The organism is Flavobacterium sp. GNP001, assembly GCF_054343775.1.
Genome location: NZ_JBTGUX010000001.1, coordinates 889,877 through 908,565 on the forward strand (window position 1 = coordinate 889,877; position 18,689 = coordinate 908,565).

The 18,689-nt window shown below is 35.6% G+C and carries 22 protein-coding genes; 13 read left to right on the top strand and 9 right to left on the bottom strand.

Annotated features, from left to right (window positions below; all coding sequences use genetic code 11):
* Nucleotides 1-24: 24 nt before the first annotated feature.
* The 4 genes from ACXX8U_RS03735 to ACXX8U_RS03750 all read right to left on the bottom strand — a co-directional run bounded on the left by ACXX8U_RS03735 (nt 25) and on the right by ACXX8U_RS03750 (nt 2,794).
* Entirely contained in the window at nt 25-246 is a 222-nt protein-coding gene (locus ACXX8U_RS03735) for a DUF2795 domain-containing protein (RefSeq protein ID WP_007138072.1), read from the bottom strand.
* Nucleotides 247-488: 242 nt separating this feature from the next.
* On the bottom strand, nt 489-1,058 hold the full coding sequence (locus tag ACXX8U_RS03740) for a cob(I)yrinic acid a,c-diamide adenosyltransferase (RefSeq protein WP_458564671.1): 570 nt from the start codon (nt 1,056-1,058) through the stop codon (nt 489-491).
* A 33-nt stretch (nt 1,059-1,091) separates the two neighbouring features.
* A complete protein-coding gene (locus ACXX8U_RS03745) occupies nt 1,092-1,949 on the bottom strand; it encodes an ATP-grasp domain-containing protein (protein ID WP_458564672.1) in 858 nt (285 codons plus the stop codon).
* A gap of 158 nt (nt 1,950-2,107) precedes the next feature.
* A complete protein-coding gene (locus ACXX8U_RS03750; RefSeq protein ID WP_458564673.1) occupies nt 2,108-2,794 on the bottom strand; it encodes an ABC transporter ATP-binding protein in 687 nt (228 codons plus the stop codon).
* Between the two features lie 335 nt (nt 2,795-3,129).
* On the opposite strand from ACXX8U_RS03750, the gene ACXX8U_RS03755 reads away from it, so the two are divergent.
* Nucleotides 3,130-3,801 carry a DUF6565 domain-containing protein gene (locus ACXX8U_RS03755; protein WP_458564674.1) on the top strand — a complete coding sequence of 224 codons (672 nt, stop codon included), beginning with the start codon at nt 3,130-3,132 and terminating at the stop codon, nt 3,799-3,801.
* A 66-nt stretch (nt 3,802-3,867) separates the two neighbouring features.
* Here the strand turns inward: ACXX8U_RS03755 and ACXX8U_RS03760 are convergent, their stop codons facing one another.
* From ACXX8U_RS03760 to ACXX8U_RS03770, 3 genes are all read right to left on the bottom strand, one after another.
* Nucleotides 3,868-4,653, bottom strand: a complete 786-nt coding sequence (locus ACXX8U_RS03760; RefSeq protein ID WP_458566381.1) for an O-methyltransferase — start codon at nt 4,651-4,653, stop codon at nt 3,868-3,870.
* Nucleotides 4,654-4,743: 90 nt separating this feature from the next.
* Entirely contained in the window at nt 4,744-5,142 is a 399-nt protein-coding gene (locus tag ACXX8U_RS03765; protein ID WP_458564675.1) for an NUDIX hydrolase, read from the bottom strand.
* 168 nt (nt 5,143-5,310) lie between these two features.
* Entirely contained in the window at nt 5,311-7,173 is a 1,863-nt protein-coding gene (locus ACXX8U_RS03770) for an ABC-F family ATP-binding cassette domain-containing protein (RefSeq protein WP_458564676.1), read from the bottom strand.
* A gap of 227 nt (nt 7,174-7,400) precedes the next feature.
* Between ACXX8U_RS03770 and ACXX8U_RS03775 the strand changes: the two genes are divergently transcribed.
* From ACXX8U_RS03775 to ACXX8U_RS03830, 12 genes are all read left to right on the top strand, one after another.
* The gene (locus ACXX8U_RS03775; protein WP_458564677.1) at nt 7,401-8,588 is read left to right on the top strand and encodes a glycosyltransferase family 2 protein; all 1,188 of its coding nucleotides are present in this window, start codon (nt 7,401-7,403) and stop codon (nt 8,586-8,588) included.
* Between the two features lie 84 nt (nt 8,589-8,672).
* A complete protein-coding gene (locus ACXX8U_RS03780) occupies nt 8,673-9,974 on the top strand; it encodes a dihydrolipoamide acetyltransferase family protein (protein WP_458564678.1) in 1,302 nt (433 codons plus the stop codon).
* 142 nt (nt 9,975-10,116) lie between these two features.
* Entirely contained in the window at nt 10,117-10,893 is a 777-nt protein-coding gene (locus ACXX8U_RS03785) for an exonuclease domain-containing protein (protein WP_458564679.1), read from the top strand.
* Between the two features lie 39 nt (nt 10,894-10,932).
* On the top strand, nt 10,933-11,544 hold the full coding sequence (locus ACXX8U_RS03790) for a fumarylacetoacetate hydrolase family protein (protein ID WP_458564680.1): 612 nt from the start codon (nt 10,933-10,935) through the stop codon (nt 11,542-11,544).
* Nucleotides 11,544-11,888, top strand: coding sequence for an Hpt domain-containing protein (locus ACXX8U_RS03795; protein WP_458564681.1), 345 nt, complete (start codon nt 11,544-11,546; stop codon nt 11,886-11,888). The genes ACXX8U_RS03790 and ACXX8U_RS03795 overlap by 1 nt, the downstream gene beginning before the upstream one ends.
* Before the next feature lie 214 nt (nt 11,889-12,102).
* Entirely contained in the window at nt 12,103-13,356 is a 1,254-nt protein-coding gene (locus tag ACXX8U_RS03800; RefSeq protein ID WP_458564682.1) for a CinA family nicotinamide mononucleotide deamidase-related protein, read from the top strand.
* 72 nt (nt 13,357-13,428) lie between these two features.
* Complete coding sequence (rpmB, locus tag ACXX8U_RS03805; RefSeq protein ID WP_024980263.1) at nt 13,429-13,665, top strand: 50S ribosomal protein L28; 237 nt, start codon at nt 13,429-13,431, stop codon at nt 13,663-13,665.
* A 27-nt stretch (nt 13,666-13,692) separates the two neighbouring features.
* The gene (gene rpmG / locus ACXX8U_RS03810; protein WP_007805817.1) at nt 13,693-13,875 is read left to right on the top strand and encodes a 50S ribosomal protein L33; all 183 of its coding nucleotides are present in this window, start codon (nt 13,693-13,695) and stop codon (nt 13,873-13,875) included.
* 95 nt (nt 13,876-13,970) lie between these two features.
* Nucleotides 13,971-14,123, top strand: a complete 153-nt coding sequence (locus tag ACXX8U_RS03815) for a DUF4295 domain-containing protein (protein ID WP_073370281.1) — start codon at nt 13,971-13,973, stop codon at nt 14,121-14,123.
* 128 nt (nt 14,124-14,251) lie between these two features.
* Complete coding sequence (gene ftsY, locus ACXX8U_RS03820; RefSeq protein WP_236363259.1) at nt 14,252-15,232, top strand: signal recognition particle-docking protein FtsY; 981 nt, start codon at nt 14,252-14,254, stop codon at nt 15,230-15,232.
* Between the two features lie 443 nt (nt 15,233-15,675).
* Nucleotides 15,676-16,116, top strand: coding sequence for a hypothetical protein (locus ACXX8U_RS03825; RefSeq protein ID WP_458564683.1), 441 nt, complete (start codon nt 15,676-15,678; stop codon nt 16,114-16,116).
* Entirely contained in the window at nt 16,097-16,393 is a 297-nt protein-coding gene (locus tag ACXX8U_RS03830; protein ID WP_166134946.1) for a DciA family protein, read from the top strand. The genes ACXX8U_RS03825 and ACXX8U_RS03830 overlap by 20 nt, the downstream gene beginning before the upstream one ends.
* A 104-nt stretch (nt 16,394-16,497) precedes the next feature.
* On the opposite strand, the gene ACXX8U_RS03835 is transcribed toward ACXX8U_RS03830, so the two are convergent.
* Together ACXX8U_RS03835 and bshC are read right to left on the bottom strand one after the other, a co-directional pair.
* Nucleotides 16,498-16,917, bottom strand: coding sequence for a nucleoside-diphosphate kinase (locus ACXX8U_RS03835; RefSeq protein WP_166134949.1), 420 nt, complete (start codon nt 16,915-16,917; stop codon nt 16,498-16,500).
* Nucleotides 16,918-17,003: 86 nt separating this feature from the next.
* Nucleotides 17,004-18,593, bottom strand: coding sequence for a bacillithiol biosynthesis cysteine-adding enzyme BshC (bshC, locus tag ACXX8U_RS03840; RefSeq protein ID WP_458564684.1), 1,590 nt, complete (start codon nt 18,591-18,593; stop codon nt 17,004-17,006).
* Nucleotides 18,594-18,689 lie beyond the last annotated feature (96 nt).

Below are 18,689 nucleotides of genomic sequence, written 5' to 3' on the forward strand. Positions count from 1 at the left end.
TGAGACTTTTTATTGGTTTACCTTTTAATATTCATCCTCATTCCAAAGATAGTCTTCGTCTGTAGGATAATCCGGCCATATTTCTTCCATTGATTCATATATCTCGCCTTCATCTTCAATAGATTGAAGGTTTTCTACAACCTCTAAAGGAGCTCCTGCTCTAATGGCGTAGTCGATTAATTCGTCTTTGTTCGCAGGCCACGGTGCATCACTTAAATACGATGCTAATTCTAATGTCCAATACATCTGTTGTCGATTTAGTTTTGTGCAAAAATAAATTTTTTACTGAAAAATACAAGTAAAAAACGATTTATTTTTGGTTAAAGTTAAGAACGTTTATTTTTAGTCTTCAGTGATCAGTTTTCAATAATCAGTTTTCAGTGTTCGGTCTTAAGTGTTCGGTCTTAAGTGATCAGTTTTTCATGATCAAGATAAAACTGCAAACTGCAAACTGCAAACTGAGACTGTAGTACACTGCTCACTGACTTCTACTTTCTCGGAATCCATTTTACTTCATCCGCTTGTAGGTCATGGGACAACTTTCGTGCCAGCACAAAAAGGTAGTCAGAAAGTCGGTTTAAATACGTAATTGCAATTTCAGGAACAGGTTCATTATGACTTAAATGCACTGCTAAGCGCTCTGCTCTGCGGCAAACGCAGCGTGCGATATGACAATATGACACGGTAGTATGTCCGCCTGGTAAAACAAAGTGGGTCATTGGCGGAAGAGATTCTTCCATTTGATCGATTTCGTTTTCGAGTAATTCAATATCAGTGGGTACAATTCCTAAATTTTGCAAACGCAATTCGCCATTTTTTTTAACCTCTTTTTCAGGTGGCGTGGCTAAAATTGCACCTACTGTAAAAAGTCGGTCTTGTACCTCAATTAAAATAGCTTTGTAGCTAGTGTTTATTTCTTGGTCTCTGATGAGTCCGATGTAAGAGTTTAATTCGTCTACCGTTCCGTAGCTTTCAATACGTGCGTGATCTTTAGGAACTCTGGTACCTCCAAATAATGAAGTAGTTCCTTTGTCGCCCGTTTTAGTATATACTTTCATGTAAAATGCTATTGATATGTTGAAAAGACAAATTTAGGCTATTAATTTTACTATTGCAGCAACAAACTGACTCAATGCAGTAGTACTTAAGTTAAAATACAAATCGGGTTCAATGCATTCAACCTCCATCAACTGCAATTGGTCGTTGATGATGATGCCATCAACGCGGGCGTAAAGCAGTGGATCTGGAAAATTTGCGATGATTTTTTGAGCGCTTGCAATTAAATGTTCTGATGGGTTTACCAAATTGTATTTACCTCCAAACAGCGTTTGCACTCTGAAGTCGCCGTCAACAGGTTTTTTGTTTACGGCATGTGAAAATTGTTTGTTGAAAAAAATAAATGACGTTTCGCCTATGGTTTGAATCTCTGGGCGAAACTCTTGTAATAAAAGCTCTTTTTGTGCTGCAATTTTGCTATACTCTTCGTTGATGCTATTGGCATCTGCTGTATTAAATACCGTCGTTAAATACGATCCTGCTGAAAAAGCGGGTTTTATTACGGCTTGTTTCCAAGAGGCAGGAAGCAGAGCCGCCAAATCCAGTTTAGTAGTACGATCGATAAATACAGTGGGTAAAATAATTACTCCTTGTTGCTCCAAATCACGCAGGTAAAACTTATGAATATTTTGTTTGACCAACTCAATTGGATTTAGGGTTTTAATACCTAATTTTTCGATTTGGTCGAGCCAGGCTCTGAATTCAGTTTCTTTTTCGAAATAATCCCAAGTGTTGCGGAAGATCAGATAATCAAATACAGTCCAATCGATTGTTTTATCGCTCCAAATTGCAGGAATTGCTGTAATACCATTTTCCGCTAAAGCAGGAATTAACGGTTGGTCTTCGGGATTTAATAGGGGCAGTTTTTCGCAAGTTAGTAGTGCGATTTTCATTTTTTAGGATTTTTAATGGTAATGCTATACGTGATTAGCGGTGGGATTTCCTAGCCCGGATAGCAGCGGAAATCCTTTTGTAGAACCTTACAGCCCTCAAAAGGCTGTGAGGTTCTACAAAAGATTGTAGCGTATAGCCGGATTAGCTCCTGAAAAAATTATTTTGAGGTGTCGCTTTCAATTACACCATCTCTAAGTCTGATGACACGGTTGGCGTAGGCGGCAATTTCTTCTTCGTGTGTTACTAAAATTACGGTGTTGCCTTGGGCGTGAATGTCGCCAAATAACTTCATAATTTCAACAGATGTCTTACTATCTAAGTTTCCGGTTGGCTCATCGGCTAGGATGATTGAGGGTTTGTTAACCAGAGCTCTAGCAATGGCTACACGCTGACGCTGCCCTCCAGAAAGCTGATTGGGTTGGTGATCCATTCTGTCAGATAAATTTACCTGCTGTAAAACTTCAGTAGCTCTTTTACTGCGTTCTGATTTTGAATAGCCAGCATAAATCATTGGCAAGGCCACATTGTCAAGTGCAGTTGTTCTTGGCAATAAGTTGAATGTTTGAAAAACGAATCCGATTTCTTTGTTTCGAATTTCGGCTAATTCGTCATCACGCATTTTACTAACGTCTTTACTGTTTAGGATGTAACTTCCTGATGTTGGTGTGTCAAGACAGCCTAGTAAGTTCATCAAGGTCGATTTTCCTGATCCCGATGGTCCCATTAGGGCTACATATTCTCCTTTGTTAATTTCTAAATCGATTCCTTTAAGTACGTACACGATTTCATTGCCTAGTACAAAGTTTCTTTTAATATCACTTATTTTAATTAACGGGTTTGCCATTGCAGTGTATGATTTAAACCTTAGTCGGAACTTCGGCGGTATTTAAGTTTGCTTTTTTCAAAGTACAAAAACTTTTGATTATCGGGTTAGTAGCTCATTTTGTGATTTGTTACACGTATTAAACAAGGTTTTTGCGAAATATTGAGGATTTACACCTTTGATAGTTTCAACTTGCGAAAAGTATGCAATTTAAAATTGATTTTCAGTTTTTTAAAAGTCTTTACGGTTTGATTTGTAGAATTTTAGGATTCTATTGTATAATTATTTGATTTGTATTGCTGTGGAGATATTGTGTTCTACTTTTACCCTATCATTAACAAATAAACCAAAATAATATGAAAACTTTAAAATTAAGTTTAGGATTAGCAGTACTTGCGTTAAGCGTTTCGGCTTGTAAAAATGAAAAGCAAACTGCTGCAGAAAAAGAAGTAGAGAGTTATGTAATGTATGTAGACTCGCTTGAAAATGTGGCAGGTAACGAGGTAGAAAAAAACTGGGAAGCTATCGAGGCTGATTACCAAACTCGTATGGCAAATCTTGACCAATCTATGGCTGATTTAGGTGAAAATGGTGAGGCTAAGGCGCGAATTGAAGCTAGTAGAGCTAAATACGAAACTATAAAAACTAAGATTGCCGCTCAAAAAGCTGCTGCTTTGGTTGAACAGGCAGCAAGTCCACAGCAAAAAATAAGAAATACACTTTTTGGTGAAGGAAGAGTAGGAGAGGACATGAACTTTAGCTGGGTTAATAAAACAAACGCTTTGGCTGTTTACCAGCAGTTTGTTGATGCAGTTCAAAAAAATAAGGATAGTTATTCTCGCGAGGATTGGGATGAAATTAAATTGATGTATGAAGCATTAGATAGTCGCAAAAATACCGTTGAAAAAGAAGGTTTGTCAAGTGATGATAACCGTAAAATAGCAGGTTTGAAATTGAAGTTTGCGCCAATGTATACTTTAAATAGAATGGGAGCCAAATCAGGTGAAATGCAAAGAGCAAAACAATAAGCAACAAAAACGATTTGGTTACTAATACAAGTTGAAGATGGCAGTCCGTAAGGGCTGTCATTTTTTTTATGCTCGAATTATAAAATGCTCTTTCGGTTGTTCTCTTCTAAAAAAAACAAATCCCCATTGAAAAGTATCTATGGTGACAGATACTTTCGGATGTTTCTTGATTTGCTCCCAAGCTTGCTCCATTCCTTTAGACCAGTGGATGTCATCAAAAATCCAAACGCTGTCATTGTGTGCTGTAGGTAATAAAAGTTCAAAATATTCTAAGGTTGCTTTTTCAGAATGATTGCCATCAAAATAAATAAAATCGAAGTTTTGTGGTTGCAATTGTTTAAAATAATCGCTGAACTCTGTTGTAACAACTTCTATGTTTTTGAACTCAGATTCTTGTAATTGTGTACGAGCGTAATTAGCTGTTTCAGGGCAACCTTCGAGTGAAATTATTTTTGTGATTTCATTGTTTTTATTAGTACCAATATGCATTGCTGAGGTAGCAATTCCGAGAGAAGTTCCGAGTTCTAAAATTGTTTTTGTATCGAAATATTCGACAAGTCGGACTAATAATTTACCTCTTTTTTGACTGATTCCCGCTGTTTTGGCAATCTTGCTAATTACTCGATTATTGGAGGAAAATACACGAGATCCAGCACCAAAATCGGTGATCTGTAGCGTGTTTTTATTGCTTAATTGTTGCTGACGGTACTTTTTAAAAACATCGTAGGCAGCACGATTTTTAGTATCGTAAAAACATTTGGTGAGCAAATTAAAAACAAATGGCGAGTGTACAGCATGTTCGTTCTTTGAATGCCATAAAAAGCGCAAGTAAGCATGTATTTGAAAAAGCATAGTAGTTGTAAACAAAATTGAAATAAAATCAATGCGAAGATACATAGCCAATTTTAGTTTACTCGCATTTTGCATTAATTTTTGACAAGTTTAGTCGATTTCGTTTCTGGCTTTTAATTCTTCAAAAATGATTTGATCGACAGCAGAAATATTTTCTCGATCACAATACTGCAGCCATTTTATTTCTTCAATCTCGGAGCGTGCTTCAAGAGTGCCAGTATATGTTGCTTTGTAGCAAGTCATTTGTACTATTGTGTTAGGAGCATGTCCATGTGCTTGGGCTTTAAAAGTGCCAAAATAATTAATACTTTGTTGGTTGATTGCCACATTTAATTCTTCTTTAATTTCCCGAACCAAGGTTTGCTGATCCGTTTCGTTTCCTTCTCGTTTTCCTCCCGGCAGATAATATTTGTCTTTACCAAAGCTTTTGGTTGAAAGGATACGACGATTTTCAATGAATATCCATGCTATTTTGTCAATTAGGGTCATTTGGTTTACTTTTTTTATTCAATTGTAGTAGTTATCTAATTTCAAAAAACCCACAATAAAATCAAAATTTATTGTGGGTTTTTAAATTTTATGCTTTCGCTATTCTGTGCTAATTGTATTTAATATGAACCGTGACTGTCAACTGCGACTGCCAACTGCGACTGGCTTCTAACCCTCAATTTTAGCACTCAATTCAAACCAGCGCTCTTCTTTAAGTTCAATCTTAGCAATTATCGTTTCTAGCTCTTTGGCTTTTTTTTCAATATCCGCATCAGCTACTTTTCCGTCTGCAAAAAGCTGCTCAATTTTGGCTTTTTCTACTTCTAAATCTTTGATTTCGCGCTCTATTTTCTGAAATTCTTTTTGTTCGTTAAAGGTCAAATTTCCAGTAGGATTGTTTTGTTTCCAATCTTTCTTTTCTGCTTTGTTTTCCTCTTTTTGAGCCACATCAGCACTGTCTTCGTAAGCTCTGAAATCAGAATAGTTACCCGGAAAATCTTCAACCACACCGTCACCTCTAAAAATGAACAAGTGATCTACAATTTTATCCATGAAATACCTATCGTGCGAAACTACTAAAAGACAACCCGGATAATCAAGCAAAAAACTTTCTAAAACGTTTAGTGTTACAATATCCAAGTCATTTGTAGGCTCATCAAGAATCAAGAAGTTTGGATTCTGAATCAAAACAGTACACAAATACAAACGCTTCAATTCGCCACCACTCAATCGGTCTACAAAATCGTATTGCTTTTTAGCATCAAATAAAAATCGTTCCAATAATTGCGATGCCGAAATTAACTTTCCTTTCATCAACGGAATAAATTCTCCGTATTCCTTGATCACATCAATAACTCGCTGACCCGGTTTAGGATTGATTCCGCTTTGTGTGTAATACCCAACTTTAATGGTTTCGCCAACTACCACTTTTCCAGAATCCAGTGGCAAAGTTCCTGTCAAGAGATTTAAGAAAGTCGATTTACCTGTTCCGTTTTTACCAATGATTCCTATGCGTTCGCCACGCTGAAAATCAAAACTAAAATTATCCATGATGACATGGTCCTTGAATTTTTTTGAAATTTTGTGAAGCTCAATAATTTTGCTTCCCATGCGTTCCATGTTGATTTCAAGCTCCACTTTGTTCTCGCGGCGTCTGCTTTGTGCTTTTTCCTTAATTACATAAAAATCATCTTGTCTGGATTTTGATTTGGTGGTTCGCGCTTTTGGTTGACGGCGCATCCACTCTAATTCCTTTACAAAAAGATTTAGCGCTTTATCGACACTCGAGTTTTCAGAGGCAATACGTTCTTCTTTTTTCTCTAAGTAATAGGAGTAGTTGCCTTTATATTGGTATAATTTTCCGTTGTCTAATTCAATAATTTCATTACACACACGCTCTAAGAAAAAACGGTCGTGCGTAACCATAAACAGCGTAATATTTTCTTTTGCAAAATAGCTTTCTAACCATTCAATCATCTCTAAATCCAAATGGTTGGTAGGTTCGTCAAGAATTAATAAATCCGGACGATTGATCAAAATAATGGCAAGCGACAATCTTTTTTTCTGACCTCCCGAAAGGTTTTTTACTTTCAATTTGAAATTTTCTAACTTCAATTTGAATAAAATCTGCTTGTACTGGGTTTCAAAATCCCAAGCGTTGTGCTGGTCCATGCCGTCAAAAGCTTTTTGGTAAGCTTCTTCGTCTTCTGGATTTTCTAATGCTTTTTCGTAGGCTTCAATTACTTTTAAGGTTTCGTTATCCGATGCAAAAATGCTCTCTTCAATGGTCAATTCATCTTGTAAATTGTTGTTTTGCGACAAAAAAGCCATTTTGATTCCTTTACGAAGCACCACTTGACCCGTATCTGATTCTTCCAAACCATTAAGAATACTCATAATTGTGGTTTTTCCTGAACCGTTTTTGGCTATAAAAGCAATTTTTTGGTCTTTATTGATCCCGAACGAAATGTCTTTAAACAAGGTACGTTCTCCAAAGGATTTTGATATGTTTTCTACTGAAAGGTAATTCACGAGTCTCTATTTTTGGCAAAAGTACATTATTTCAACGAAGTAGTAGCAATCGATGGGGTGTGCTTGTAAATAGATAGTTCATTTTATTTTTTTAATGGTTTGACCAATTAGCACTTTGATGAAAGAGAAGTCATAGCTTATTTTTAGATTTGAAGAAAAGAATGTAGTTTTGAACCAAGCTATAAATAGGAGTAACAAAGTTACTTAATCAATCAAAAAAATCACCTTTGCAATTATCAGTTGTTATTCTTAATTACAATGTGCGCCATTTTTTGGAGCAGTGCGTGCTTAGCGTACAAAGTGCTTTGCTGCATCTTGATGCCGAAATTATTGTAGTTGATAATAATTCGGCAGATGATAGTGTGTCGATGATGAAAGAACGTTTTCCTGATGTAAAACTCATTCAAAATGATGAAAATTTGGGTTTTCCAAAGGGTAATAATGTAGGTGTCGCAGTTGCTCAAGGAGACTATGTTTGTATTTTGAATCCAGATACGGTGGTTGCCGAAGATACTTTTGTAAAAGTTTTGGCTTTCGCCGAAAGGCAAAATAATTGCGGAATTATAGGCGTTAAATTGATTGATGGTGCGGGTAATTTTTTACCAGAAAGCAAGCGCGGTATGCCAACGCCTTGGGTTGCGTTTACTAAAATTGCGGGTTTGTATCGCATTTTTCCACAATACAAATGGTCAAAACAGCTTTTTGGCAAATATTATGCACAGCATTTAAATGAAAATGAGTCAGGTCCAGTATCTATTTTGGTTGGAGCATTCATGGTTTTAAAAAAGGATTTGTATACTGAATTAAAAGGTTTTGATGAAAACTGTTTTATGTATTCGGATGATATTGACTTATCGTATCGAGCGCTCTTAGCTGGAAAAAGCAATTTTTATTTCCACGAAACCATTGTTATTCATTATAAGGGAGAAAGCACGATTAAAGATGCATCTTATATGAAGCGCTTTCAAGAGGCGATGACTTTTTTTTATCAAAAGCATTTTAAAGTATCGTTGTTGTTCCATTTTTTTATGCAAGTAGGGATTTCCTTTTTCTCATTTATAAAAATGCTACAAGGATCTTCTGCAGGCAAATGGCAACAGACGCAAGCTCCTGATGGATATATTTTGTTTTCAAAAAATAAATTGTTAGCCAATAAACTAGCTAGTATTTTACAAAATAATGTCGTTTTTCATGATATTACCTCAGAAAAAATGGTATTTTCGTTTGCTGAAAAAAGCGAAAAACGGGTAGAAATAATTCTTGATTCGGAACATATGACTTTTAAAGAGTGTATATCGTTTCTCGAATCTGCAAGAAATAAAGGATTTACATTTAAAATTCTACCTAAAAGCGCTAATTTCTTAATAGGAAGCAACAATAGTAATAGCAGAGGTGAGATTATAGAAATAGTATAAAAAATTACATTAAGTGTAAATTATATTTGTAAATTTTAGTAATTTCGCAAACTGAAAATCAATATCACCTTTTAGGTTAACAATATGGCAAGATTTGAATTAAAACTTCCGAAAATGGGAGAAAGCGTTGCTGAGGCAACCATTACAAACTGGTTAAAAGAAGTTGGCGACAAAATCGAAGCGGACGAGGCAGTACTTGAAATTGCTACTGATAAGGTAGATAGTGAAGTGCCAAGTGAGGTTTCGGGTGTTTTGGTAGAAAAACTTTTTGGTAAAGATGATTTAGTGCAAGTAGGGCAAACCATTGCAATCATTGAAACTGATGGTGATGCCGCGAGTGCCCCAGCACCAGAAGTAGCTGTTATTGAAAAAACAATTGCTGCGGTACAAGAGAGTGTAAGTGCTCCTGCGCCTGTTGCGGTAGATTTTTCAACATCAGAGCAATTTTTGTCTCCGTTGGTAAAAAATATAGCTAAAGAAGAAGGCGTTTCTGTCGCTGAGTTAGCAACTATTCAAGGAACAGGTAAAGAAGGTCGAGTAACCAAAAATGATATATTGGCTTATGTGAAAAACAGAACAGCTGCTCCAGTAGCGCAACCTGTGGTTGCGTCAGCTCCAACGCCGGTTGCGGCACCTGTTGCAGTAGCGCAAAAAGCAGCTCCAGTATCAGTAAACGGAGGTGATGAAATCGTAGAGATGGATCGCATGCGTAAATTGATTTCTGGATACATGGTAGCTTCTGTGCAAACATCGGCGCACGTGCAATCCTTTATCGAGGTAGATGTGACTAACATCGTTAAATGGAGAAACAAAGTAAAAGATGCTTTTGAAAAACGCGAAGGTGAAAAACTTACTTTTACTCCTATTATGATGGAGGCAGTTGCCAAAGCATTGAAAGATTTCCCTGGAATGAATATTTCGGTTGATGGCGATTACATCATCAAAAAGAAAAATATCAATTTAGGAATGGCTGCAGCTTTACCAAACGGGAATTTAATTGTTCCTGTTATCAAAAATGCAGACCAATTAAACCTAGTTGGAATGGCTAAGGCGGTAAACGATCTTGGTAATCGTGCTAAAGCTGGAAAATTGAAGCCAGATGATACGCAAGGCGGAACGTATACCGTAACCAACGTAGGAACTTTTGGCAGTGTTTTTGGTACTCCTATTATTAATCAACCACAAGTTGGGATTCTAGCTTTGGGAGCTATTCGTAAAGTGCCAGCTGTTATCGAAACGCCTGAAGGTGACTTTATTGGTATTCGTCAAAAAATGTTCTTGTCTCATTCATACGATCATCGTGTGGTAGACGGAGCACTTGGAGGTAGTTTTGTAAAACGAGTTGCTGAATATTTAGAAGCATTTGATGTGAATAGAGATTTTTAATTCACAAATTGAAATAAAATAAAAACCCGATGGCTATCAAGCTATCGGGTTTTTTGTTTGTAGCTTTTCAACATAAGTTTGATTGGTAACTTTCTGTAATTTCCATAACAAATTTCTATCTTTGCCTTCTTACACATATAAAATGGAACTTAAACTCAATAAACCAATTTGCTTTTTCGACCTAGAAACCACAGGAATTGATATCGGAAAGGATAGAATTGTAGAAATTTCAATATTTAAAGTTTTTCCTAACGGAAACAAAGAAAGCAAAACGTGGTCAGTTAATCCAACTATTCCAATTCCGCCACAAACTACAGCGGTGCATGGTATTACGGATGAAAAAGTGGCTAATGAGCCCACTTTTAAAGATTTGGCTGCGCAAGTTTACGCTATGATCAAGGATAGTGATTTGGCGGGGTTCAATTCAGATCGTTTTGATATTCCGTTATTAGCAGAAGAAATGTTGCGTGCTGGCGTTGATTTTGACATGAAAAACAGAGTTTCGGTAGATGTCCAAACGGTTTTTCACAAAATGGAGGAACGTACTTTAAGTGCTGCTTTGAAATTTTATTGTGGTAAAACACTCGAAAATGCACATTCAGCCGAAGCAGATACCATGGCTACTTACGAAATTTTGAAAGCGCAATTGGATCGTTATCCAGAATTAGAAAACGATATGAAGGCTTTGTCTGAGTTCACAACTCGTAAAAAGATCGCTGATTTTGCAGGTATGATTGCTTTTGATAAAGATGATGAGGAGATTTTCACCTTCGGGAAACACAAAGGAGTAAAAGTAGAGAAAGTACTTGAAAGTGAACCAGGTTATTTTAGTTGGATTCAAAATGCCGACTTTCCGTTATATACCAAGAAAGTTTTAACGGCGATTAAACTTCGAAAACTGAATAATAAATTAAGCTAATTTTTGAATCTTTCAACCATTAATTTTTTTAAGTAAGAAATGAAAATAATCTGTATCGGTAGAAATTATACCAATCACATCGAAGAATTGCAAAACGAACGTCCAACGGAGCCTGTTGTTTTTATGAAGCCAGATTCGGCTGTATTGCTAAAGCAACATCCATTTGTACTTCCTGAATTTTCAAATGATGTGCATCACGAAATTGAACTTATTGTAAAAATTAGTAAAGTTGGGAAGTACATCGAGCCAAAATTTGCTCATAAGTATTATAACGAAATCAGTGTAGGAATCGATTTTACCGCACGTGATCTGCAGGATAAACTAAAAGCAAAGGGTTTACCATGGGAAAAAGCCAAAGCATTTGATGGATCAGCAGTTATTGGAGAATTTTTACCTAAAAGTGAATTTTCTTCCCTAGAAAATCTTACATTTGAGTTAACCAAGAATTCGCAAACGGTACAAAAGGGAAATTCTGATCTGATGCTGTGGAAAATTGACGAACTGATTGCTTATGTTTCGCAATTCTTCACATTAAAAATTGGTGATATTATTTTTACAGGAACTCCGGAAGGTGTTGCTGCGGTGCAACCGGATGATGTTTTAGAAGGATTTTTAGAGGGAAAACAACTATTTAGAATACAAGTAAAATAATGGCTATACATTACAACCTTTCGAAAGTGTACGCGCTTTCAGATAACGATGCAGAGTTTGTTAATGAGATTTTAACGCTCTTTGTAACTGAAGTTCCTATGGATATGGTTCAGATTAAAGAAGGAATCACCAAGAAGGATCACAAGCATGCTTATGCTTATGCGCACAAAATCAAACCTACTCTGGATTTGTTGGGCATGAATGTAGCTTTTGAAGAGATTCTGCAAATTGAAGCTTGGACCAAGACCGAAGGCAAGAAGAAAGATATTAAAGAAACTTTCAAAAGTGTAAAAAATCAAGTGAATGAGGCTATTAAAGAAATTAAAAAAGATTTCGACTTGTAGTTTTTAAAACTTGAATATTAACTTTTTTTGGGAGCTTTTCGATTGAGGTTTGTTTTTTAGAAATAGATTAATGAAAATATAAAAATAAGATGTTTTTTTAAAACAAAAGCAGCTTTAAGGATTTGTCAATGCGATATTTGTTATTTTTTTAAGTAAAAAAAGCAAATGTTACACTGGCATTTTTTTTAGGAATAGAAAAAAATACATTTGATAAATGAAAGCAGCTGTAGTTACTATTGGAGATGAAATTTTGATTGGGCAAATTGTTGATACCAACTCGGGATTTATTGCAAAGGCATTGGATAGAATAGGTGTTCAAGTACAAGAAATGCTTTCGATTAGTGATGATCAAAATCATATTTTAGACACTTTCGTAGCTTTACAAAATAAAGTAGATTTTGTAATTATAACCGGAGGATTAGGCCCTACAAAAGACGATGTTACTAAAAAAACATTTTGCTCTTATTTTGATGATTATCTAGTTGTTGATAAGGCTGTAGAAGCGCATGTAATAGCCTTGATTGAGCGCGTAATGAATAGGTCTGCCTCGCAAGTCAATAAAGATCAAGCATTAGTTCCTTCCACTTGTACGGTTTTGCACAATCAAGTAGGGACTGCGCCAGGAATGTGGATGCAGAAAGAGAATACTGTTTTTATCTCGCTTCCGGGGGTTCCGTATGAAATGAAGTATTTGGTAGAGCAGGAAATTGTACCCAAAATAGTTCGTGAGTACGAACGGCCGTATATCATTCATCAAACTGTGCTTACGTATGGGCAAGGTGAAAGTTTGGTAGCGGAACGCATTGAAGCTTGGGAAGATAATTTACCAGAATTCATAAAGTTAGCCTATTTGCCAGCGCCAGGTCGAGTACGACTACGATTAACTGCAAGAGGCACAGATAAAGAGGTTTTGCAAAATGCGTTAGCCGAGAATGTAAAAACTTTACAAGGTTTAATAGGTGATATCATTGTTGGTTTTGATGAAGAGGACACTATAGAGGTTGTGGTTGGACGATTGCTAGCTCAACAAAAATATAGTGTAGGAACCGCCGAGAGTTGCACTGGTGGTAAAATTGCACAGCTTGTTTCGAGCGTTGCTGGTTCTTCGGAATATTTTAAAGGAGGCGTGGTTACCTATGCTACGGCGCTAAAAGTAGATCTTTTGGGAGTTCCTGAGGCGTTGATACGGGAACACTCTGTTGTTAGTAAAGAAGTAGCCGAAGCCATGGCACAGCAAGCAAAAGCCAAATTAAATGTAGATTTTGCAATTGCTACAACTGGCAATGCAGGACCTTCAAAAGGAGACTCTGATGCTGAAATAGGAACTGTTTTTATTGCAATTGCGGGACCAAGAGAAATAATTGTAGAAGAATACAATTTTGGCCAACCCCGTGAAAAAGTGATAGATAGAGCTGTAATAAAAAGTTTAGAATTGCTTCAGAAAGAAATTTTAAAAAATGTGCGTTAAGAATGTTGCTTTATAGGTTTATTTTTCTTTTCTTTGCACCCTGATTTTGAATAACGATAAAAGATAAGTATAATGTCAAGAGTTTGTGACCTTACAGGTAAAAGAGCGATGGTAGGAAATAACGTTTCTCACGCTATGAACAAAACTAAGAGAAAATTTTCTGTGAACTTAGTTAAAAAGCGTTTTTATCTTCCAGAAGAAGATAGATGGATTACTCTAAGAGTAGCTGCATCTACGATAAAAACAATTAATAAAAATGGAATCGCTGCTGTTTTGAAAAAAGCACAGTCAGAAGGATTTATTAAATAATCTGTTCCAAAATAAAAAAATAGCAAGATGGCAAAGAAAGGTAATAGAATCCAGGTAATTTTAGAATGTACTGAGCACAAGACTACTGGTGTTGCAGGAACTTCAAGATACATCACTACTAAGAACAAGAAAAATACTCCAGATAGATTAGAGATTAAAAAATTTAATCCAATCTTGAAGCGTGTAACTGTTCACAAAGAAATTAAATAATAACACGAGATTTTAATAATAATCTCAAGAACTGCCTTTTAAATGTAAAGCACTATACTTGAGACACTTATTCTAATTTTTAAAACATTTGAATCATGGCAAAGAAAACCGTAGCATCGTTACAAACATCTTCTAAGAGATTATCAAAAGCCATCAAAATGGTGAAATCTCCAAAAACAGGTGCATATACATTCGTAGAATCTATTATGGCTCCTGAAGCTGTTGATGAATTCTTGAAAAAGAAATAATTAACAAATACATTATATAGAAAAGCTACTTTCACTCGGAAGTAGCTTTTTTATTTTCTATATTTACGGTGCCGAAAATGAATGGGCGAAGAACTTCTAATGCGCTCATTCTTAATATTATTTATATTATGAGTTTTTTTAAAAAAATATTTTCATCTGATAAAAAAGACCCAAATTTTAGCGAACAAGCTAAAGAGGTGTTGGATAAAGGACTTGAAAAATCGAAAACTAACTTTTTCTCAAAACTTACCAAAGCTGTTGCCGGAAAATCAAAAGTTGATGATGAGGTTTTAGATAACCTTGAAGAAGTTTTGGTTGCTTCGGATGTAGGAGTAAATACTACCTTGAAAATTATATCTCGAATTGAAAAGAGAGTTGCAGCCGATAAATATCTGGGTACTGCGGAGCTTAATCATATTTTACGAGATGAAATAGCTGGGTTATTATCTGAAACAAATACAGAAGACGCAACAGGTTTTGTAAAGCCATCTAATGCCACGCCGTATGTAATTATGGTGGTGGGTGTTAATGGAGTTGGTAAAACGACTACCATTGGCAAATTGGCGCATCAGTTTAAAAATCAAGGTTACAAAGTAGTTTTAGGTGCTGCAGATACATTTAGAGCAGCTGCTATTGATCAACTGCAAATTTGGGCTGATCGCGTAGGTGTGCCTATTGTACGCCAAGAAATGGGTAGTGATCCTGCTTCTGTGGCTTTTGATACTTTGCAATCAGCAGTGGCTCAACAAGCAGATATTGTTATTATTGATACTGCAGGTCGTTTACATAATAAAATTAACTTGATGAACGAATTGTCAAAAGTGAAGCGTGTGATGCAGAAAGTTGTAGCTGATGCACCTCATGATGTACTTTTGGTACTAGATGGTTCTACTGGTCAAAATGCCTTTGAACAAGCAAAACAATTTACCGCAGCAACTGAAGTAAGTTGTTTGGCCGTTACTAAATTAGACGGTACTGCCAAAGGTGGTGTGGTGATTGGTATTTCGGATCAGTTTCAAATTCCTGTTAAATATATTGGAGTGGGTGAGGGTATAAATGATTTGCAGGTTTTTAACAAATATGAGTTTGTAGATAGTTTTTTTAAATAATAGCACTATGAATTTTTCTTCTTTAAAAAATATTTCGCCTCTGTATTTTTATTTGGTAAGTATGCTTTGTTTTGTGCTTGCTAATGTTGTTCGCGATCAAACGATTAGTTTTTACTATGCATTACTTCTTGTGGGAGTTATGTGTTGTGTTGCTGGTTTTTTGTTGCGAATCAAATCAAAACAGTAGGTTTTAATTGATTTAGAAATCGTTTCATGAAGCGGTTGATTTAAACCAACATGTTGCTAAACAATTGTTGGTTTTTTTATTCTTTGTACTCCGCATTTTGGATAGAGTACTGAAAATTAAAAATCTTAATTTGAGTAGAACGGACTAGCCCTGATGGAAGCGACATCCTTTTTTTGGCCAAAGCTGACGCAGGAAGTTGGCCAGAAAAAGATACAGCGGACAGCAGGAAATAGCTCCTAAAAAAAATAATTTGAAGATGAAAAAGTATTTGATTTTTGCCGTATTGGTTTTGGTAATTACTAGTTGCAAACAAGATATTAAAAAGGAAGATGTTGCCTTGTTGAATGGATATTGGGAGGTAGAGAAAGTAGTTTTTGACTCCATCGACGATAAGGAATACCGCATGAATGAGGTTTATGATTATTTCAAAATTGAGAATAATAAAGGGATTCGCAAAAAAGTAATGCCGCAACTTAACGGTACTTTTTTAGTGAATGATGTTTTCGAGAAAGTTTCTGTGCGTTATACGCCAGATGGTGTTTTTTTAGATTATGTAACGCCTTATATGAAATGGAGCGAGGAAATTATTGGCTTAACAAATGAGCAATTGGTTTTGTTGAACAAAGAAAGAGGAGAATATCATTATAAAAGAGCAACAGCGATAAATTTATTAGGAGATGGCAAAAAGGTTAAATAATGAAAGCACGGTTGGTGATGTGCTAAAGCAGATTATTCAAACCAATAAGTTGCAACCTGGTATGGATCAAATTGATGTGAAAGATGCTTGGAAAAACCTGATGGGTAATGGTGTAAATAGTTATACGAACAATGTAGTTTTGAAAGGAAGTACCTTGTATGTTGAGCTCACTTCATCAGTATTGAGAGAGGAGTTAAGCCACGGTAAGTCTAAAATTGTGGCGATGATTAATGAGGAATTAAGGCGAGATGTAGTGAAAGATGTGGTGTTGAGGTAGTTTTCAGTATGATTGTATATAAAAAATCCCGTTTCAATAATTTGAAACGGGATTTCTATTTTATTATAATCTGTCACTCTCAAACTGAGACTGAGATTTAACTACTAGAATTGCTCTCTTCCTGCAAAGTGGAATGCACCTTCGATAGCAGCATTTTCGTCGCTGTCAGATCCGTGTACTGCATTCTCTCCGATAGAAGTTGCGTAAGCTTTACGGATAGTTCCTTCAGCAGCTTCTGCTGGATTTGTAGCTCCAATTAAAGTTCTGAAATCTTCAACTGCATTTTCTTTCTCTAAGATAGCAGCAACGATTGGTCCTCTTGACATGAATTCAACTAATTCACCGTAAAAAGGTCTTGCAGCGTGTACTGCGTAAAATGCTTGTGCATCAGCAACAGTAAGTTGAGTTAATTTTAAAGATACGATTTTGAATCCTGCATTAGTAATCATTGCAAGAATGTTTCCGATGTGTCCGTTAGCAACAGCATCAGGCTTAATCATAGTAAATGTTCTATTTGTAGCCATTGTGTAAATTTTTAAATTTTGTGCAAAAATAGGATTTTTTTATCTATTATTTTTACAAATATAACATTCAATCCCGTAATATTTCACTAAAGTACAATGATATCAAATTTAGTATCTAATGGATCTAATTTTTGAATCAAGTTTGGGATAAGATTTTCGCCGTATTCTAGATAAAACTCTGCGAAGTTCGTTTGTCTTTCTTGCAAACTTCCGTTTGGGAATAATTCATTTTGAATGGCGCTTATACGTTCTAGAATTTCACTTAAATTACGTTTTTGAGCTTTTAACAGGCGTTTTTCTAGTTGCTGAAGTCCTTTAATTTGTTTGGTTTCTTGTGCTTTAAGAGCACCGATAAAAGATTCGTCAGTCTTCTCAGCTATGTCATACAATTGTTTGAATTGTGTTTGTAACTGCGCTTTTAAGTCTGTTAATTCGATAGAAAACTCAGATAATTCAATTGTTTTTTGATTAACTAAATCGGCTTGTTTTTTGAATAAATCTGTCCAAGATAATTGTAATTTATCCGCCTTTTTTGCTTGTTTTTCGCTTGCCAAAACTACAGAATTACGCAATAGTAGCATTGGAAAGGTAATGTTAGAAGCTTCGAAATATGATTTTAATTCCAACCAATACGCTATTTCTCCGCCGCCGCCAATGTAGCAGAGGTTAGGCAGAATTACTTCTTGATATAGCGGACGCATGATTACATTGGGACTGAATTTTTCAGTATTTGATTCTAAAAGATCCAAAATTTCAGTCTCTGAAAATGAAAGCTTAGTATGATTTACCTTATATAGGCCATTTTCAAACAGAATGCGTTCGCGTAGGTCGTTTTCAATATAAAACAAGTTTATTTCTCTCGGGTTTACTTGTACCGTATACTCTTTAAGCAAAGCAATCGAGGCTGTCACCTTTTCAAAAGCGCTTTGCTGCAGCAACTCCTGTTTTACGTATGGGATAAAAAGTCGTTTTAATTGTGCAGCATCAGCATCAATAATTACCAAACCGTAGGCTCCAAATAGTTCATTTGCCAGAAAACGCGTTGCGTCAGCTAGATTGCTGTGTTTGATGTATGCATCTTCAAATAACTTCTTTAATACAGTTGCATTGCTACTGCTGCCTAATTCTAATTGATAGACCTCTAAAAATTCATTTAATCCTTCGGTACTCAAACGGCCTACAGGTCCCGTGCTTTCTTGGTTCCATCTGAATTTTTTACCCTTGAAATTAAAGTAATTGATTTCTTCAAAATCGTGATCTTCGGTAGCCATCCAATAAACGGGAACAAAATGCTGTTCAGGGTATTTACTTTGAAGTTTTTTGGTTAAGTTAATTGTAGAAATTATTTTGTACAAAAAGTACAACGGACCTGTAAATAAATTTAGTTGGTGCCCTGTTGTAATTGTAAAAGTATTGTTTGAGGCTAATGATTTAATGTTTGCATTTGTAGCTTCAGTAGTCTCACAGTTATTGTACTGTTGTAAAAGTGCCTCTACAAGTATTGCTCGAGAGCTGTGATTAAAATTATTTTGTTTTTCAGCTATTTGTTCTTCAAAGTTTTCGAGAGCTGGAAACCTGTTGTAAAGAGCAGATAATTGTGGTTTTTGATCTAAATAATCATTCATTAAAGCAGAAAAATATCCAGAGTGCTGATAGCTGATACAGTCGGTTGGCATAATTTAATTTTATATGTTGCTAAAATACCACTTATTATTGGAATTTTTTATTTGTTACTTTCGAAAAATAGCATCACTTTTATCTAATAATATTAA

Bases quoted from the DNA above. Each gene is read 5' to 3' on its own strand.
- ACXX8U_RS03735 (WP_007138072.1), bottom strand. From the start codon at position 246: ATGTATTGGACATTAGAATTAGCATCGTATTTAAGTGATGCACCGTGG.
- ACXX8U_RS03740 (WP_458564671.1), bottom strand. From the start codon at position 1,058: ATGAAAGTATATACTAAAACGGGCGACAAAGGAACTACTTCATTATTT.
- ACXX8U_RS03745 (WP_458564672.1), bottom strand. From the start codon at position 1,949: ATGAAAATCGCACTACTAACTTGCGAAAAACTGCCCCTATTAAATCCC.
- ACXX8U_RS03750 (WP_458564673.1), bottom strand. From the start codon at position 2,794: ATGGCAAACCCGTTAATTAAAATAAGTGATATTAAAAGAAACTTTGTA.
- ACXX8U_RS03755 (WP_458564674.1), top strand. From the start codon at position 3,130: ATGAAAACTTTAAAATTAAGTTTAGGATTAGCAGTACTTGCGTTAAGC.
- ACXX8U_RS03760 (WP_458566381.1), bottom strand. From the start codon at position 4,653: ATGCTTTTTCAAATACATGCTTACTTGCGCTTTTTATGGCATTCAAAG.
- ACXX8U_RS03765 (WP_458564675.1), bottom strand. From the start codon at position 5,142: ATGACCCTAATTGACAAAATAGCATGGATATTCATTGAAAATCGTCGT.
- ACXX8U_RS03780 (WP_458564678.1), top strand. From the start codon at position 8,673: ATGGCAAGATTTGAATTAAAACTTCCGAAAATGGGAGAAAGCGTTGCT.
- ACXX8U_RS03785 (WP_458564679.1), top strand. From the start codon at position 10,117: ATGGAACTTAAACTCAATAAACCAATTTGCTTTTTCGACCTAGAAACC.
- ACXX8U_RS03790 (WP_458564680.1), top strand. From the start codon at position 10,933: ATGAAAATAATCTGTATCGGTAGAAATTATACCAATCACATCGAAGAA.
- ACXX8U_RS03795 (WP_458564681.1), top strand. From the start codon at position 11,544: ATGGCTATACATTACAACCTTTCGAAAGTGTACGCGCTTTCAGATAAC.
- ACXX8U_RS03800 (WP_458564682.1), top strand. From the start codon at position 12,103: ATGAAAGCAGCTGTAGTTACTATTGGAGATGAAATTTTGATTGGGCAA.
- rpmB (WP_024980263.1), top strand. From the start codon at position 13,429: ATGTCAAGAGTTTGTGACCTTACAGGTAAAAGAGCGATGGTAGGAAAT.
- rpmG (WP_007805817.1), top strand. From the start codon at position 13,693: ATGGCAAAGAAAGGTAATAGAATCCAGGTAATTTTAGAATGTACTGAG.
- ACXX8U_RS03815 (WP_073370281.1), top strand. From the start codon at position 13,971: ATGGCAAAGAAAACCGTAGCATCGTTACAAACATCTTCTAAGAGATTA.
- ftsY (WP_236363259.1), top strand. From the start codon at position 14,252: ATGAGTTTTTTTAAAAAAATATTTTCATCTGATAAAAAAGACCCAAAT.
- ACXX8U_RS03825 (WP_458564683.1), top strand. From the start codon at position 15,676: ATGAAAAAGTATTTGATTTTTGCCGTATTGGTTTTGGTAATTACTAGT.
- ACXX8U_RS03830 (WP_166134946.1), top strand. From the start codon at position 16,097: ATGGCAAAAAGGTTAAATAATGAAAGCACGGTTGGTGATGTGCTAAAG.
- ACXX8U_RS03835 (WP_166134949.1), bottom strand. From the start codon at position 16,917: ATGGCTACAAATAGAACATTTACTATGATTAAGCCTGATGCTGTTGCT.
- bshC (WP_458564684.1), bottom strand. From the start codon at position 18,593: ATGCCAACCGACTGTATCAGCTATCAGCACTCTGGATATTTTTCTGCT.